Consider the following 17,059-nt stretch of genomic DNA (forward strand, 5'->3'; position numbering starts at 1 on the left):
ACGTTATATTATATTTATGAAAATTATAATATTGTCTTATGGGCCTTCAGGCATGTTGCATTATGCTTTGGATTTAGTAAATGAATTGTCTCATGGAAACGATATATATTTGTTTACTACAGAGAAATATGTTGAGGAGCAATTCCTTTTTTCAAAGTGTAATGTTATCTTTATTTCTCCCAATAAGATTCAAGATATAAAAATGAAGATTGACATAATTAATCCTGATATAATCCATATTACAGCTTTTCATTATTCTTTGTTTGCATTACTGTTTTTTTTGAAAAAAAGAAAGACTGTTTACACGGTTCATGATGCAAAATCTCATCCGTATTCTTCAATTTGGAAAAATATAAAATTGAAGATATTAATAAATCAATACACACAAAGATTTCTTTATTCTCATGTTTCGAAAGTTATATGTCTTAGTGCTTATGTTGCAGGACAAGTGAATATGAAATATGGAATTACTGCTCCTGTTATTTATTTGAAAAATGAGAAGGAAAAATTCAAGCAGGATATGAATATGAATATAGATAAAAAGATAAATGTTTTATGTTTTGGTACTTTGGCTGCATATAAGGGACAACTTTTTATTGAGGAATTTATTTCCTATTTGGAAACGCAGCAAGCGAGTGATATAAAACTTGTCATAGCAGGGAAACAAAATTCTGAATTTGTACAAAAATACTCAACGTTAAGTTTTGTTCATTTAATAAATAAATATGTTGATGATCGTGAAATTTTTTCCCTGTTTTCTACAGTGAATATCGTTCTACTTCCCTATACAGAAGTTAGTCAATCTGGTATTTTAGCTTTAGCTTTATCTTTTCGGAAAATGTGTATCACTCCTAATTTGGGGTCTTTTAATGAATATGCGTTAGCTTATCCTAAATTGGTAAGGGTTCTTGAAGAATTTACTCCTGAAATAGTATATCATCAATGTATGGTTTATAATCATAATGACTTTTACCTTCCAAAGAGGTATGAGACATTTTATTCAATGTTGTTGAACGATAAATGAGCAATATTACATATGCAGGCTATATTGCCATTTTTATCATGTTTTTGCAGTTAATAAAATTGCGTGGAAAATTTTATCTATTACCAACTTTTCCATTAGCTGTTATTTGTTTCTCATTTTATAATTTTTTTGGACATTTTTCTACAATACAAATTACATTAAAAACAGAGTTACTATTACTTACCTCTTTTGTTGTATTTCTATGCGCGTATTCTGTCTCTCGTAAGTGGAAATATCGTAAAGTAGTTACTTTCATAAACTGTTTTATTAATCGAAAAAATACTTCCTCTGAGTTATTGACTACTTCCAAGGCCATATATATATATATAATTATAGTTATATTCTACTGTTGCTTTGATTTATGGTTAAATACATACATCTATGGCTCTTTAGAATCTGCTTTAACACGGTTTTACGTAAAGCGGCCTGTTGCTGAAGTACCTAATATTTTGATTACTTTTCAACTTTTCTTTTATAAAGCAATTGTCGCATTTGTTTTTATATTTAGGTATTATTATAATTGCAATGGAAAAAAGTCAAATTTATTGTATGTCGTTGTATTATTATTAGTGCTAATTGCTTTTCCGAAAGGTTCTCGTGGCGCAGTAATTTCTCCTATAATGATTCTTCTTACTGCTGATTTGTTCGCCAAAAGGTTTCTCTTAAACTTTATACTAACAAAAAGAATTCGAGAATATATAATTCTAGGTAGCTTTGTTTTTGCTCTTTTTTTTACATTGACATTTATTCGGGGAATTGATTTAGAAGATTTATCATCTGCAATAGAGGTTTTAGAAGATTTTAAATTGGATCAAGGCACAGAAGAATTTAGTGAGCATGAGAAGGATTTAATGATAAGAGATTTACAATTTACATTTGATTCTTTTGGAGAAAAATACTCATTTATTGGACCTTTTTATACATTATATGCTATAGCAGTTAATCCTATTCCACGTTTTTTGTATGTGGGGAAACCAGTCGGTTTTGGCATTTTCCTTACGGAAGCAAAATTTGGAACAGGAGACTTTAGTATAAAACATCTGGAAGCATTGAATACTGGATTTGCAGTAGGAGTTGCTGGGGAGGGATGGGCTAATGGAGGCCTGATAGGTTTACTTTTTTATTCTGTAATATTTGGATTTTATAGTGGTTTCTTTTCTAGACTATTTTCCGTGTATATAAAGTCGCAAGCTAATTTTGTTGCTTTAGTTTTTGCTTTACTTTTCTTTCAAGCCTCGTCTAGCTTTATTAGGGGGGATTTACAATCAGGTGTTACGCAAGGTATATATCCTATTGTTATAATGTTTTTTGTAATTAAAATATTCTTTCGTAAAGTACATTCAAAATGAGATTCATGATCAATGCCTCGTTAAACTATGTCGGAGGTGGGCTACAGGTTGCTCTTTCTTTTATAAGAGAATGTATTACAATACCGGGTAACATATATTATGTTCTTATTAGTGAAGATGTTTCTGCACAAATAGTAAAAACGGAATATCCGTCTAATTTTATTTTTTATGATATTCCTTCATTGAAATTTTATCAATATAATAGTTACTTAACTCGCATTGAAAAAAGAATTCATCCAGATATTGTTTTTTCTATATTTGGCCCTGTATATTGGAAACCTTCAGTACCCCATGTAATGGGTTTTGCTATTGGACATTATATTTATGACGATTCTCCATATTGGAATATTATTTCGAAAAAAGAACAGCTCTTATTGAAAATACGAAAGTTTTTTCATGTATATTATCTAAAAAGGGATGCATCTGTTTTGGTTTGTGAAACAGATGATGTAAGAAAAAGGGTTTCATATCTTATTCCGGGAAAGCAGTATTTTACAGTGTCTAATACATGTAGTTCTTACTTTTTTGATGAATCGTTGAGAAGTAAATATCTAAAATTGGATAAAACTTCTAAGTTTCGCTTTTTGATGGTAGCTAAATATTATCCACATAAGAATATAGCTATAATAAAATCTGTTATTGATGAATTAAAAAGAAGAAAGGTCGATTTTGATATTCAGTTTGTTTTAACAATTACTACCTCCGAATATAATGCACTGTTTGGAGAGGATTATAAAAATGATATAATAACAGTCGGTCCTATTCCAGCCCAGGAATGTCCTTCTTTGTATAATGAGTGTGATGCAATATTTCTACCTACATTATTGGAATGTTTTTCTGCGAATTATCCTGAGGCCATGATCATGAAAAAGCCTATATTAACTTCAGACTTAGGTTTTGCTAGAACAGTTTGCCAGAATGCTGCATTGTACTTTGACCCAACTAATGTGAGAGATATTGTTGATAAAATAATGCTATTAATAAATAGTCCGAAACTCCAGAATGAACTGGTTTCAAGAGGACTGATCAGGGTAAATGAACTACCTACTGCCAGAGAACGTGCTCAAATGTATTTAGATATATGTAAAGAAATATTGTGATGTCCCTATTTAAAGACAAAATCCTTTTGATTACCGGTGGAACAGGTTCCTTCGGTAATGCTGTGTTGAAAAGATTTCTTGATTCCGATATCAAAGAAATCCGTATCTTTTCCCGTGATGAAAAGAAACAAGACGATATGCGTCATCATCTCCAGAATAAGAAAGTGAAGTTTTATATCGGTGATGTACGTGATAAACGTTCAGTAGATGGTGTAATGGATGGTGTAGACTATATTTTCCATGCTGCCGCCTTGAAACAAGTTCCTTCCTGTGAATTCTTTCCCGTTCAGGCAGTGCGAACAAACGTATTAGGAACTGAAAATGTACTTGATTCAGCTATTGCACATGGAGTTAAGAATGTAGTTGTTCTATCGACGGATAAGGCCTGCTACCCGATTAATGCGATGGGAATCAGCAAAGCGATGATGGAGAAAGTAGCTATTGCCAAAGGAAGGCAGATGGGAACAGATGGTGGAACAACTGTCTGTTGTACCCGTTATGGGAATGTCATGGCAAGTCGTGGTTCGGTTATTCCCCTATGGGTAGAACAAATGAAGGTTGGTAATGATATAACGATTACCGATCCCAATATGACGCGTTTTATGATGACATTGGATGATGCAGTTGATCTGGTGATCTACGCCTTCCAACATGGGCATAATGGTGACCTGTTTGTGCAGAAAGCACCTGCTGCCACTTTGGATGTTTTGGCACAAGCTTTAAAAGAACTTTATAAAATAGATACGCCCGTCCGTATAATCGGTACGCGTCATGGCGAAAAATTATACGAATCGTTGGTAACCCGTGAAGAGATGGCAAAAGCCGAAGATATGGGCGATTATTACCGCATTCCTTGTGATGCCCGCGATCTGAACTATGACAAGTATTTTGTTGAAGGGCAAGAGAAAGTTTCAAAGTTCGAAGACTATCATTCGCATAATACTCACCGGTTGAATGTGGAAGAGATGAAACAGTTATTGTTAAAACTGGATATGGTAAAGGAGGATGTATGCTTAAAGTGATGACCATTGTGGGCACTCGCCCCGAAATAATCAAGTTGAGCCGTGTTATGGCCGAACTGGATAAGTATACGGATCATATCATCGTACATACAGGACAAAATTATGATTATGAGCTGAATGAAATATTCTTTCAGGAGCTACATATCCGTAAACCGGACTATTTCCTGAACGCTGCAGGTAAGAATGCTGCTGAAACGATAGCAAATGTTATCCAAAAGTCGGATGAGCTGATGGAACAAGTTGAGCCGGATGCTTTGTTACTTTATGGAGATACCAACAGTTGTATTTCGGTGATCTCTGCAAAGCGCCGTAAGATTCCTATTTTCCACATGGAGGCGGGTAATCGTTGCTTTGACCAGCGTGTACCTGAAGAGATCAATCGTAAAATCGTTGATCATTTGAGTGATATCAATATGCCCCTTTCAGAACATGCCCGTAAATATTTGCTGGCTGAAGGGTTGCGTCCTGAGACTGTGATAAAGACCGGATCTCCAATGACAGAGGTTTTGAATTATCATAAAGCTGAGATTGAGAAGAATGATGTTTTGGAAAAGGAAGGGTTGAAGAAAGGGGATTACTTTATTGTGAGTACACATCGTGAGGAAAATGTAGACTCTGAGAAGAATTTCTCGGATTTACTTTCTTCTCTCAATGCTATTGTGGATAAATATCATAAAAAAGTGATCGTTTCCACTCATCCCCGTACCCGTAAGAAATTGGAAGCAATCGGCTTTGTTAATTCTAATCCTATGATTGAATTTATGAAACCTTTTGGTTTTATGGAATATATAAAGTTGCAACAAAATGCTTTTTGTGTTATCTCTGATAGCGGTACGATAACGGAAGAATCGTCTATACTTTACTTTCCTGCTATCACCATTCGGCAGGCACACGAACGTCCGGAAGGTATGGATGAAGGTACCCTGATTATGACCGGATTAAATAGTGACCGCATCCTCGATTCAATTGACATAGTAACTTCTCAGTATGCTGAAGGACAGGATCTGATTCATTCTATTCCTGATTATGCAGCAGACAATGTATCTAAAAAAGTAGTTCGTATTATCCTTTCTTATACAGATTATATCAACCGTACGGTTTGGCATAAAGAAATCTGATTTCCGCTTTTCATTATTTTATGATTAAAAAGAAGATTCTGTTGTTCGGCGCCACAGGTATGGCTGGACACATGGCTTATTATTATCTGCGAAGTACCGGACGGTATGATATTGTAAATGTGGTTTATCGTACAAAACTGACAGATGATAGTATTGTAGTAGATGTGACAAATAAAGAGGCTGTTGCCCGGATCGTTTGTGAGTCCCGTCCTGATATTATCCTTAATTGTATCGGAGTTTTAATTAAAGGTTCCAAAGAACATCCAGACAATGCTATTCTGATTAATGCCTGGTTTCCTCATTTACTGAAGAAACTATCGGATGAGGTAGGAGCAAAACTGATCCATATCAGTACGGATTGTGTCTTCTCTGGTAAGAAAGGAAATTATACGGAAACTGATTTCCGGGATGCTGATGACGTTTATGGACGGAGTAAGTCGTTAGGAGAGATTATAAACAATAAAGATCTTACTCTTCGTACTTCTATCATCGGTCCGGAACTGAAGGAAAATGGTGAAGGTCTGTTTCATTGGTTTATGCGTCAGCATGGTCAGGTAAATGGTTTTAATACAGCTATATGGGGAGGTGTGACTACTTTGGAGTTAGCAAAGGCTATTGATGTGGCTATTACCCAGGGAATCACCGGTCTTGTACAACTAAGTAATGGAATAGGGATAAGTAAATATGATTTATTACACTTGTTCCGTAAAATATGGAATAAGCAGGATATTGAGATTTTGCCATTCGATGGGAATGGCATTGATAAATCAATCGCAAAGTCAGAGAAGTTTGATTATGTTGTGCCGGGATATGAAGAGATGCTTCGGGAACAATATGACTGGATGTGGGATAAACGTGAATTATACCGGACTTTATATCTATGAAAATATTATTGGTTTCCCAATATTTCTGGCCGGAAACATTTCGTGTTAATGATTTGGCGCAAGAGCTTGTATTAAGAGGTAATGAAGTCACTGTACTGACTGGAAAACCTAATTATCCTCAAGGAAAGATTTATAAGGGATATTCTTTTTGGGGGTATAAAGAAGAATCTTATCAAGATATCAAGCTGATTCGTGTTCCTTTGATTCCTCGTGGTAAAGGTTCAAAGATAGGCTTAGCATTGAATTATTTGTCTTTCGTTTTTTTTCTTGCTTATACATACTGTTTCATAAACATAAGTATGATGTATCTTTGACTTTTGCAATTTCTCCTATCACTCAGGTGTATGCTGCTTTGCTGAATAAAAAGATGTTTGGCAGTCGTGCTTATCTTTGGGTTCAGGATTTGTGGCCGGAAAGTGTAGTCGCTGCAGGTAATATGAATTCTGGTTTTGTGTATCGGATGCTAACTCAAATGGTACAAGGTATTTATCAAAAAGTGGATGGCATTTGTGTACAATCCGAAGCTTTTAATCAGTCAATCTTACAAAAAGGAGATTATGAATATAAGATGAGTTATGTTCCTAATTGGGCAGAAGATTTGTTTTCCAATGATTCTTTGATTAATAAAGAACGTTTCAAATCGTTGATTCCGGATGGGTTTATAATAATGTTTGCTGGTAATATAGGTGAGGCGCAAGACTTTGAATCCGTATTACAGGCTGCAGTCCGGACAAAAGATACTAAAGACATAAAATGGGTAATTGTTGGTGACGGGCGGAAAAAAGATTTTGTGGAACAACAAATAAAAGAGTTAGATTTATGTGATACTGTTTTTTTGTTAGGCCGTTATCCTTTGGAAGATATGCCGGATTTATTTATTCATGCGGATGTAATGCTTGTTTCCTTGAAAAATCAAGAGATTTTTTCTTTGACAATTCCCTCTAAAATACAATCGTATATGGCATTTGGAAAACCCATAGTCTCCATGATAAATGGTATAGGAAATGAGATCATCAAGGAGGCTGGATGTGGCAATACAGCTGTTGCAGGAGACTTTGAAATGTTGGCGAACAATGTAACAAAATTATCCCAATCGAGTAGAGCGGAATTGTTAGCTAAAGGAAAAGCAGGGCAAGAGTACTATCAGAGGTTCTTTTCAAAGAAAAAGATAATAGATCATTTAATGGAAATATTTCACTCAGAGTAGCTTATTTAAATAATAGAGTTTGATGAATATTCTTATTACTGGAGCTTATGGATTTGTAGGTTCCAATCTCATTAATAGTTTAAAAAATGGATATAGTCTTTATGGACTTGATATAATATCTCCTGCAAAGGAGGGAGTAATAAAAACTTTTTTGTGGAAGGATATTGAGTCGGCCGATTCTATTCATGAACTACCTCATTTTGATGCTATCATCCATCTTGCCGGTAAAGCGCATGATACCAAGAATCAATCGGCTGCACAAATCTACTTTGATATCAATACCGGTTTAACTCAAAAGATCTTTGATTTTTTTCTGAAGTCATCAGCTAAGAAATTCATTTTCTTCAGTTCTGTAAAAGCTGCTGCCGATAGCGTAGTAGGGGATATACTCACCGAGGATGTTATTCCAACTCCTATTGGGCCTTATGGAGAAAGTAAGATTAAGGCAGAAGAGTACATTATTAATAAATTGACAGTTGACAGTGGACAATGGACAGTTGCTATGCAGCATGATAGCGTAGCTAATTGTCAATTGTCCACTGTCCACTGTCAATTGAACAAGCAAGTTTATATATTAAGACCTTGTATGATACATGGACCGGGGAATAAAGGGAACCTGAATTTGCTTTATAATGTGGTGAAGAAAGGCATTCCGTGGCCTTTGGGAGCTTTCGAGAATCGTCGTTCGTTTACTTCGATAGATAATCTTTGCTACGTGATAGAAGGGTTATTGACGAAGGACGTTCCGGGAGGTATCTATCATATGGGGGATGATGAAGCGATGTCTACTAATGAGTTGATAGCTACTATGTGTGAGGTGATGGGAAAGAAACCGCATATTTGGAAGATGAATAAAGGTTTGATGGAAGGTTGTGCCGGGATTGGCACTTTGTTTCATTTGCCATTGAATACAGAACGTCTGCGGAAGTTAACAGAAAATTATGTAGTTAGTAATGACAAGATAAAAAGGGCACTGGGCATTGATAAAATGCCTGTTACAGCAAAAGAAGGGTTGATAAAGACAGTAAAGTCCTTTGAATGATTTACAATTGGACAATTTACGACTTACGATTGAAGATACTTTTTAAATAGATAAAGTTGTGTATTATTTAATAGTCTTAGTTCTGCTCTTCTCAGCAGAACTTTTTTATTTCCGTATTGCTGATAAATGTAATATCATCGATAAACCCAATGAACGTAGTTCGCATACCCGGATCACTTTGCGGGGTGGGGGAATTATCTTCTATTTCGGTGTATTAGCTTATTTCCTTACGAACCATTTTGAATATCCGTGGTTCATGCTTGCTTTGACACTGATCACCTTAATCAGTTTTATAGATGATATCTGCTCTACTTCTCAGGCATTACGATTGGTGTTTCATTTTTCCGCTATGGCTTTGATGTTTTATCAATGGGGATTATTCTCTCTTCCCTGGTGGACAATCCTTGTAGCGTTAATCATTTGCACAGGTATTATCAATGCTTATAACTTTATGGATGGCATCAATGGGATCACGGGAGGGTATTCTTTGATCATACTTGGAGCTTTGGCATTTATTAATCATTCGGTTGTTTCGTTTGCTGAGCCGAATCTTATTTATACAATGCTGTGTGCTGTGCTGGTTTTCAATTTCTTTAATTTCCGAAAGAGGGCGAAGTGTTTTGCCGGAGATGTGGGGGCGGTTAGTATTGCATTTACCATTCTTTTTTTGATTGGGAGGTTGATTATTCAAACCGGGGATTTTAGCTGGATTATACTGTTAGTAGTGTATGGGATAGATAGTGTGTTAACTATTGTTCATCGATTGATGTTGCATGAAAACATTGGTTTACCTCACCGGAAACATATGTATCAGATTATGGCTAATGAACTGAGAATGCCTCATGTGGTGGTGGCATTGATTTATATGATGGTGCAGGCAATTGTTGTAATAGGGTATTTGATATTACGGGAATATGGATACTGGTATTTATTGGGTAGTGTCTTTTTATTAAGCATGCTATATCTATTATTTATGAAGAGGTTCTTCTGCTTACATAAATTCAATTAATCCTTATTATCTGAGAAAGAAAGATTTGTAAATTGAATAAAATGCATTACCTTTGTTTTCAAAGAAAAATTTCTATGTCAGCAAATGAATGTATAAATGCGTTTTCCAGTCATCTTTTTTGGGATATACGGAAAGAAGATATTGACCTAGAACAGTATCCTAAATACATAATAAAAAGGGTGCTGGAATATGGGATGTGGAATGATTGGATAATAATTCGCTCATATTATGGTTTGCCGAAAATTGTAGAGGAGGTAAAAAAAATGAGGGAATTGGAACCTCGTGCTTTGGCTTATGTTGCTGCAATATCAAATACTCCTAAAGAAAAGTTCAGATGTTACACTTATCAACAGTCGATTCCACAACACTGGAACTTCTGAAAAAGTTGCAGAGTATACCTATACTTCATAATACTCGTTTGGTGGGAGGTACTGCGTTGGCTTTACAAATAGGGCATCGAAAGTCTGTCGACTTAGATTTCTTTGGTACAGTGGATGCAAGTAAGGATGAGTTGACGATGGCTCTGGAACAAATCGGCTCGCTGGTTGTTCTGAAAGAATCACCGCATATTCATATATATCAGTTGAATAATGTTAAGATTGATGTCGTTGATTATCAATATTCCTGGATTGACGATGCAGTGGTGATGCAAGGTATCCGAATGGCAAGTTTAAGGGATATAGCAGCAATGAAGATTACGGCTATCATTGGTAGGGGAACTAAGAAAGATTTTATTGATATTGCTTTCTTGCTGCAGCGCTTTTCTATAAATAAGATATTAGATTTCTATTCTCAGAAATATCCTGATGGTTCCACTTTTATGGCAATGAAAAGTTTGGCATATTTTGATGATGCCGAAGAAGATATAATGCCGTATATGTTGACTGATATTTCATGGGAGAAGATCAAATCCCAGATACTATCTGAAATTTTCTAAGGTATTTTACTAATACGATACAAGAAATAATAAGCCGATACATCTCTTTTCACAAGAGACATATCGGCTTTCTTTTTCATCCTATCCGGAAATTATAATTATACGAGCTTTGCTATCCCTGTAACATGATCCAATGCACCAGCTTCCAGTTCGTATCCCATCACGTATGGTTCGGGAATATCAGGATTAGTGAGTCCGAATTCACTAATTGATTTAAAACCGAACCGATGATAGTAATTAGGATCTCCACAGAGGAATGCAGCTTTATATCCCATTTCACGTCCGCGCTTCAGGCCCTCTTTGATTAGTGCGGAACCTACTCCCTGGTCCCGGTATTCAAGCAGGACGGAAAGGGGAGCGATTAATAAAGATTCAAATTTATTTCCGTCTTCCTGTATGACGTACATACGTGTCAGCAAGATATGCCCGATGAGTTTACCGTTTTGTTCGGCTACTAATCCTAATTCCGGGATATAATTCTCGCTGTTCCATAAGCGTACGGTAAAGTCCTGCTCATCTCCGTCAGCTACTTTGGCCGTCTGAAAGGCTGTTTGGACTAAATTATATATCTCCTGATACTCTTCTTTTGTCTCTTGTCTGATAATCATTGCTTTATTGTTTTCCATTTTTTCTTTATTTAATTTCCACCAAATACTGTTTGTTGATTTTTTGTATTGCTTCATTCCGTTTTTTTGCAATACGCGTTGAGAAGCCACATTCTTTTCTTCTGTTTCTGCTATAACGGATTGTATTCCTTGCTGAGTGAATGCCCATTGGCACATGCCTTCTAAAGTTTCGGACATATACCCCTGATTTCTGTAAGCCTCATATATACCATATCCTATTTCAACATTTCCCTCTTTATCCGGAAGATTTTTGAAACAGGCGGAGCCAATGGCTTTGTTTTCTGATTTCAGGATGATTTGCCAGCTTGTCAGCAAAGGGAAACTCTCCGGATATTTTGTGGCAAGTTGATACTGACAGGTCATAGCCTCCTGAGTATGGGCGTCTAATGTTTCACCCGAAGGAGTTAACTTTAATACATCTTCCATAAAGTTGATTCCATTTAGAAATAGTGCGAACTGTTCCGGAGTAAGCGGAATAACTCTTAATTGTTTTGTTTCAATCATTTTATTTTTTTGATAAAATTCTGAATATAAAGGACAACTTCGTTATTTGTCCCGATAAAAAAATATAATAATTTTCTCTTCGGATAGAATAACCCGAATAGATTTAGGAAGGGATAGCCTGAGTGGGCAAATAAAACCAACAGGCTATTTAGCGCACAATTATATACAAATATGAAAGAGTTGTTTTCAAAAAATGATTTTTAAAATTTCGTTGGCAAATATAAGTCTTTTCTTCCGTAACTTAAATTTTTAGCTGAAAATAAATACGATGATTCCTGTTATCACTATATAGGCAAGTGCATAAGGGATGGCTGCTTTTAGAATTTCGCCCTCTTTTCCCTGTTGATTACTTGCTGAAGTAGCTATGGCGATACTTTGGGGAGAAATGATTTTTCCTCCGGTAGCACCTACCGTATTAGCGGCTGATAGCCAGTCGGGGTTTACATTGATATGCCCGGCAACGCTGGCTTGCAGTTTTCCGAAAAGAATGTTGGATGAAGTATCACTACCGGTGATGAATGTACCTAAGCATCCGATAACCGGTGCGAAAAGCGGATAAAGACTACCTGTGGCAGTAGCTAAAGCAGTAGCAATAACCGAGATCATTCCGGCAGTATCCATGATGGTTGACAGGCCGACAAGGCAGATTACTGTGATGAATGTTTTTTTCAACTGCTTCACAGTATTCCAAAGTACGATGAATAGGTCTTTGACTTTTGCACCTTGTATTAGTCCGCCAATAAAAGTACCGACAAAGAGAAGTATACCTGCATGGGTAAGCCATGAGATGGTATAGTTCACTGTAGAGTCATTGATAGGAAGGCTGATACGTGTTATCCAGTTGTTCTCAAGTGTATTGCGCAGTCCCGGGAATAGAGGACTGGTCAGGATTATCAGCAAGAGAATGAGCAGATAAATACTCCATGCATTCAGGATATCTTTTCCGCGAAGAGAATTTTTGCGTGTTTTCTCTTCTTTAGAAGCTGTGAGTTTACCATAAATCACGATTACGATAATAGAAAGAATACTACCGATAATGGCCGGGGATTCTGCTCCCATATAACGTGCGGCTACATATTGGCTGACAAGGGATACACCACCCACTAATAGTGCGAGGAACACATTCTTCGGAAGTGATTTCAATTTGGGATCTGTGAGAAAAAGCAGTACCAATGGGATGAGGAACATAAGTACGGAAAGCTGTAGTACGACATTGGTGCTTAAGGTTAATACATCCAGATTGGTTTCTTTAGCCAGTACAAGTACCGGTGTGCCGATAGCTCCAAAAGCCGTGGCCACGCTGTTGGCTATTAAGCTTACTACTGCCGAGAAAACGGGTTTGAAACCAAGGCTGATAAGTATGGCAGCAGGGATAGCAACTGCGGTACCGAAGCCCGCCATTGCTTCAAGTAACCCTCCGAATCCCCATGTCAATAGTAACACCTGAATGCTTTTGTCGGTAGAGATAGAGGAAAATTGTTGCTTGATGATTTCCATTTTTTGGGTCTTTAGTAATACGTTATAGCTGAAAATAGCCATTACGATAATGATCAGGATGGGAGAAACTGCTTTCAATGCACCATAGAGGAATGAATAAGCAAGATCGTCCACTGCAAAATGGAAACCAAAGATGGCTATCAGCATCGTTACAATGAGAGATATGACACTACTTTTATCGCCTGGCATTTTTAAAAAAGCCATTAATACAATAAGGAGTAAAACCGGAATAATAGCAAGAATCAGTGTCATAATCGTCAGATTTAATAATGTATAATATTCTTATAACAAAACTGGAGATCGTTTTGACTGCCCGAAAAGCAATTTTTTTATGATTTTATCCGTGATATGCCGGATTTAAACAAAAAACGATAAGTTACATTATGGAGTTGAATAAAAAGTCCGGATATGATTTATTTAGTTAACCATATCCGGACTTCTTTTTATTAGATGGGATGTCTATTTGTTAGGCATCTTCTTCATATCCAGTATTTTTTGCAGTTGCTTCAAGTTGGCTTTTGCTGCTTCATTACCCATGTGGGCAGCTTGCGTGAAAGCTGCAATGGACTGATTTATATCCCCGTTAAGGAAATCGTATACACCACTATTATTGATGTATTCGGCAGTCTGTTTGTTTGCCTTTTCCATAAACTTTATGGCAGTTCTCACGTCTTTCTTACTTAATGCTACGGCAGCGGCATTCAAGTTGGCTACTTCATCGTTCGGGTACATGCGTACGGCAATATCGAACACGTTTACAAAGTCGTCACTTCCTTTCGGATAGCTGTTGGCTACCTGGTACATCTCGTTCAGACTCAGGTATTTCGGATTTGTTTTGATAACGATACGTCCTTGTTCAACATCGAAGTTTACTACAGTATAATCTATCTTGCAATCTACTTTACGTAATCCCGGATAGATATCTTTCAACATGGCACGATAAGGAACACCACCTGCTACACGCATAATTTCTTTTTTGCGCAAAGCATCATCACTGGTATTTTTAATGATATTGATAAACGTCTCTTTATCTTTCATGGAAGAAGCTTCCAGGGCTTTCACCAATCCATCCCAGTTTTCACCGCCAAAGGATACCTTATAGAGGTTGGCCGGAACTTTTTCATTCTCACTCAGGTATTTCTTCAGTGCTTCGGCACGTTTCTGAGAAAGCTGTTCGTTGAATTTCAAAGGACCTTCGGGAGAAGCAAAACCTTCAATACTGATACCGGTTATGGTGAGGTTCTTATCATTCTGCACTTTATCGAACATAGAGTGAATGTTCATCAACTCTTTATGATTGTTCATGAAATCGGTCAGGATAACAGATTTGCTTACCGGGAAATCCAGATGAGCCTCGTATTGTTCGCTACGGGTTTTTACTACTTCTACAGCTGGTTGAATATAAGCGACTATCGGAGACATGGCTGCCAAACGTTTCGCCTCGGTAGATACATCGTTGGTAATGAGTTCCTGTGCAATCATCTCTTCATTATTGCCACAGCCGCAGAGGTTTTCAACCAGATTCAGTGCTGCATTTTGCATCCATGGCTGATAAGGGATTACCTGCGTATAGTTTAGTACTTCTCTTTTATCATAAGGGATAACGATACCTGCAGGCTTTTCTTTTTCTATTGCCAAACCCCGTATATATGCTTTCTGACGACGACGACCGTTGATTATAATATCCTGTAAGGGTACATTGTGCTGGCCGTCTGTCAGCAGCGGAGTCAACGTAAGTGAACGTTGAGGACTAACTACAAGATTCTTCATATCGATCGTCATGCTGATATAAAGAGAGTTGCCCTGTTGCCACAGTGATACGTCAGATAAACTGATGGCATCATTGTAAAGTTTCTGGGCACTGGCGGGAAGTGCTATGACAAGTGCCAGCAGGAGATATATAACATTTCTTTTCATTGTTACAGTTGGTTTATAGGTTATTATTTAATAATGTAGATGAAGCTAAGGCCTACTTTGGTAGGACCGAAATAATCTTTAGTACTATGACCTAATTTCTGACCGTTGTCTCCCGGTTCATATTTGTCATATTTGATGTGAGCGTAGCCAAGTCCGATGGTGGCTTCCATACTCCAGCGTTTGTTTAATATCCACTGATAGCCGTAAGATATACCAGCACCGTAAAGTTTACCATCATACCGGTCATGCCCCAGGCCGAACATGTTAAGGTTACTAATGTCCATATCGGCATAGTGTCCGTGCAGGCCGAAGAAACTACCATTAAAACGTTCGCAGAGCCAGTAACGTAGTTCAGGCTGTACTAACCAATGCTTGAACTGTTTGTTGTCCGAAAACTTCCAGGGGTTGTAATTGCCCGATACATCAAGAGTTAATTTCTTTGCCAGTCCTATTTCAAATCCCAGATTGGGAGTACTTGTGGCCCAGTAAAGGGCATTTGTTTTAATGGCAAATTTGGGTAGATAGGTTTGAGTTCTTTGCTTTTGGGCATATGTACCCGTAGCAAAGGCGAGCAGAAATCCTACTGCTAAAATTAATTTAATTGTTTTCATTTCCGTTTTGGTCTAGGTTTTATTATTTACTGCCTATACCAACACCTGCCGGAATGGATTTGTTTTCGATTGATAAAGATATTTTTTTACGGTAAATAATTTGCAGTGGATGATGAATGATCGTTTATCGCTGATCGCTTTTCTCTAAAAACCACGATAGTAACCGCTGTTACTATCAGAACAATTCCTATAACACTCTTTGGAGTGAACAATTCCTGAAAAACGAGCGTCCCTATGATGACAGCTGTTAGCGGTTCCATGGCTCCGAAGATAGAAGTAAGGGTAGGACCGATGTGTTTGATTGCTTTGATCAGAGCCATGTTAGAGATGGCGGTGGCAGGTAAGGCAAGTCCTAATATATACAGCCATGTATTCCAGTCTGTCACGATCCGGATACCGCTGGTGAAACAGCCGCATATAATAAAAAGGAGAGCGCCTATTCCCATTACATAGCAAGTGAGTACAGTAGAGTTGATCTGTACTGCACGGCTTTTTCGTACTCCTATGATATAGCCTCCATAAGAAAATACAGAGATACAGGCGGCTATGATTCCTACGGTAGTGTTACCTCCACTGTGACTGATGTCTCCCGATGAAAGAAATACAGCTCCGGCGATAGATGCCAGGATAGCTGTAATAGTCCATAGTGACTTCTTTTCATGGAAAAAGAGCATCATGGCCAGAGCTACAGCCAACGGGTACATGAAATGAATGATAGAGGCCACTCCACTGGCTATATTCTGATAAGCAATCACCAGACTCAGTGATGTGGCTGCCAGGAATAAACTCAATAAAAACACAGTACCGAAATCCTTTTTATTTAATCGGAAACTGCATCCGGATATTAAACCGAAAAGTATTAATGTAGCGGAAGCGACTCCCCAACGGTAGCTCAGTACTTCAAATGAGGAGAATCCTGTTGTGAGAAGCATGATGGAGAAGAACGGTGCCAGTCCAAAAGTAGAGGAGGACACTGCTGCATATAAAATACCTTTTGTTTTGCTCATTGCATCGACTAAAATAATAGGTCTAAAAAAAAGTTTTGCAAAAGTACATATTTTTTGTTGTAGGTATTGTTTGTATTGCTTAAAACTGAATCTATTTACGATTAGACGATTTACTATTTACGATTGAAGTTACTCTTTTAGCCTGTTTCAGCGATGTTAGAGACAGAGTAATGTTCTTCTGTCTAAAAACTCTGTGCCCTCTGTG

Annotated in this window: 17 protein-coding genes; 12 read left to right on the forward strand and 5 right to left on the reverse strand. The window is 37.2% G+C overall.

The window, feature by feature from the left end; genetic code table 11:
* Positions 1–16 precede the first annotated feature (16 nt).
* The 12 genes from VCM39_RS07440 (at position 17) to VCM39_RS07495 (ending at position 10,692) form a co-directional block, all read left to right on the forward strand.
* The gene (locus VCM39_RS07440) at positions 17–1,024 is read left to right on the forward strand and encodes a glycosyltransferase (RefSeq protein ID WP_322933475.1); all 1,008 of its coding nucleotides are present in this window, start codon (positions 17–19) and stop codon (positions 1,022–1,024) included.
* Entirely contained in the window at positions 1,021–2,373 is a 1,353-nt protein-coding gene (locus VCM39_RS07445; RefSeq protein WP_321028655.1) for a hypothetical protein, read from the forward strand. The genes VCM39_RS07440 and VCM39_RS07445 overlap by 4 nt, the downstream gene beginning before the upstream one ends.
* Positions 2,370–3,473, forward strand: coding sequence for a glycosyltransferase (locus VCM39_RS07450; RefSeq protein ID WP_322933474.1), 1,104 nt, complete (start codon positions 2,370–2,372; stop codon positions 3,471–3,473). Before VCM39_RS07445 ends, VCM39_RS07450 begins: the two co-directional genes overlap by 4 nt.
* Positions 3,473–4,495 (forward strand): polysaccharide biosynthesis protein, encoded by a 1,023-nt coding sequence (locus VCM39_RS07455; protein WP_322933473.1) that lies wholly within the window; start codon positions 3,473–3,475, stop codon positions 4,493–4,495. Before VCM39_RS07450 ends, VCM39_RS07455 begins: the two co-directional genes overlap by 1 nt.
* Positions 4,483–5,613 (forward strand): non-hydrolyzing UDP-N-acetylglucosamine 2-epimerase, encoded by a 1,131-nt coding sequence (gene wecB / locus VCM39_RS07460; protein WP_322933472.1) that lies wholly within the window; start codon positions 4,483–4,485, stop codon positions 5,611–5,613. The genes VCM39_RS07455 and wecB overlap by 13 nt, the downstream gene beginning before the upstream one ends.
* A gap of 20 nt (positions 5,614–5,633) precedes the next feature.
* A complete protein-coding gene (locus VCM39_RS07465; RefSeq protein WP_321028651.1) occupies positions 5,634–6,497 on the forward strand; it encodes an SDR family oxidoreductase in 864 nt (287 codons plus the stop codon).
* A complete protein-coding gene (locus tag VCM39_RS07470; protein WP_322933471.1) occupies positions 6,494–6,811 on the forward strand; it encodes a hypothetical protein in 318 nt (105 codons plus the stop codon). The genes VCM39_RS07465 and VCM39_RS07470 overlap by 4 nt, the downstream gene beginning before the upstream one ends.
* A 26-nt stretch (positions 6,812–6,837) precedes the next feature.
* Positions 6,838–7,704 carry a glycosyltransferase family 4 protein gene (locus VCM39_RS07475; protein WP_413544833.1) on the forward strand — a complete coding sequence of 289 codons (867 nt, stop codon included), beginning with the start codon at positions 6,838–6,840 and terminating at the stop codon, positions 7,702–7,704.
* Between the two features lie 22 nt (positions 7,705–7,726).
* Positions 7,727–8,746, forward strand: a complete 1,020-nt coding sequence (locus VCM39_RS07480) for an NAD-dependent epimerase/dehydratase family protein (RefSeq protein WP_322933469.1) — start codon at positions 7,727–7,729, stop codon at positions 8,744–8,746.
* A gap of 58 nt (positions 8,747–8,804) precedes the next feature.
* Complete coding sequence (locus tag VCM39_RS07485; RefSeq protein WP_322933468.1) at positions 8,805–9,755, forward strand: glycosyltransferase family 4 protein; 951 nt, start codon at positions 8,805–8,807, stop codon at positions 9,753–9,755.
* 74 nt (positions 9,756–9,829) lie between these two features.
* Positions 9,830–10,135 carry a DUF6922 domain-containing protein gene (locus VCM39_RS07490; protein ID WP_322933467.1) on the forward strand — a complete coding sequence of 102 codons (306 nt, stop codon included), beginning with the start codon at positions 9,830–9,832 and terminating at the stop codon, positions 10,133–10,135.
* Positions 10,090–10,692, forward strand: a complete 603-nt coding sequence (locus VCM39_RS07495; RefSeq protein WP_044158310.1) for a nucleotidyl transferase AbiEii/AbiGii toxin family protein — start codon at positions 10,090–10,092, stop codon at positions 10,690–10,692. Before VCM39_RS07490 ends, VCM39_RS07495 begins: the two co-directional genes overlap by 46 nt.
* A 98-nt stretch (positions 10,693–10,790) precedes the next feature.
* Here VCM39_RS07495 and VCM39_RS07500 read toward each other — a convergent pair whose 3' ends face one another.
* The 5 genes from VCM39_RS07500 to VCM39_RS07520 form a co-directional block, all read right to left on the reverse strand.
* A complete protein-coding gene (locus tag VCM39_RS07500) occupies positions 10,791–11,822 on the reverse strand; it encodes a GNAT family N-acetyltransferase (protein ID WP_322933466.1) in 1,032 nt (343 codons plus the stop codon).
* 249 nt (positions 11,823–12,071) lie between these two features.
* Entirely contained in the window at positions 12,072–13,571 is a 1,500-nt protein-coding gene (locus VCM39_RS07505) for an L-lactate permease (RefSeq protein WP_322933465.1), read from the reverse strand.
* 207 nt (positions 13,572–13,778) lie between these two features.
* Positions 13,779–15,236, reverse strand: a complete 1,458-nt coding sequence (locus VCM39_RS07510) for a DUF3868 domain-containing protein (protein WP_122200626.1) — start codon at positions 15,234–15,236, stop codon at positions 13,779–13,781.
* A 23-nt stretch (positions 15,237–15,259) separates the two neighbouring features.
* On the reverse strand, positions 15,260–15,847 hold the full coding sequence (locus VCM39_RS07515) for a DUF3575 domain-containing protein (RefSeq protein ID WP_322933464.1): 588 nt from the start codon (positions 15,845–15,847) through the stop codon (positions 15,260–15,262).
* 86 nt (positions 15,848–15,933) lie between these two features.
* Positions 15,934–16,854, reverse strand: a complete 921-nt coding sequence (locus VCM39_RS07520) for a DMT family transporter (protein ID WP_322933463.1) — start codon at positions 16,852–16,854, stop codon at positions 15,934–15,936.
* Positions 16,855–17,059 lie beyond the last annotated feature (205 nt).

Source organism: Bacteroides mucinivorans (assembly GCF_034654355.2).
Taxonomy (GTDB): Bacteria; Bacteroidota; Bacteroidia; order Bacteroidales; family Bacteroidaceae; genus Bacteroides; species Bacteroides nordii.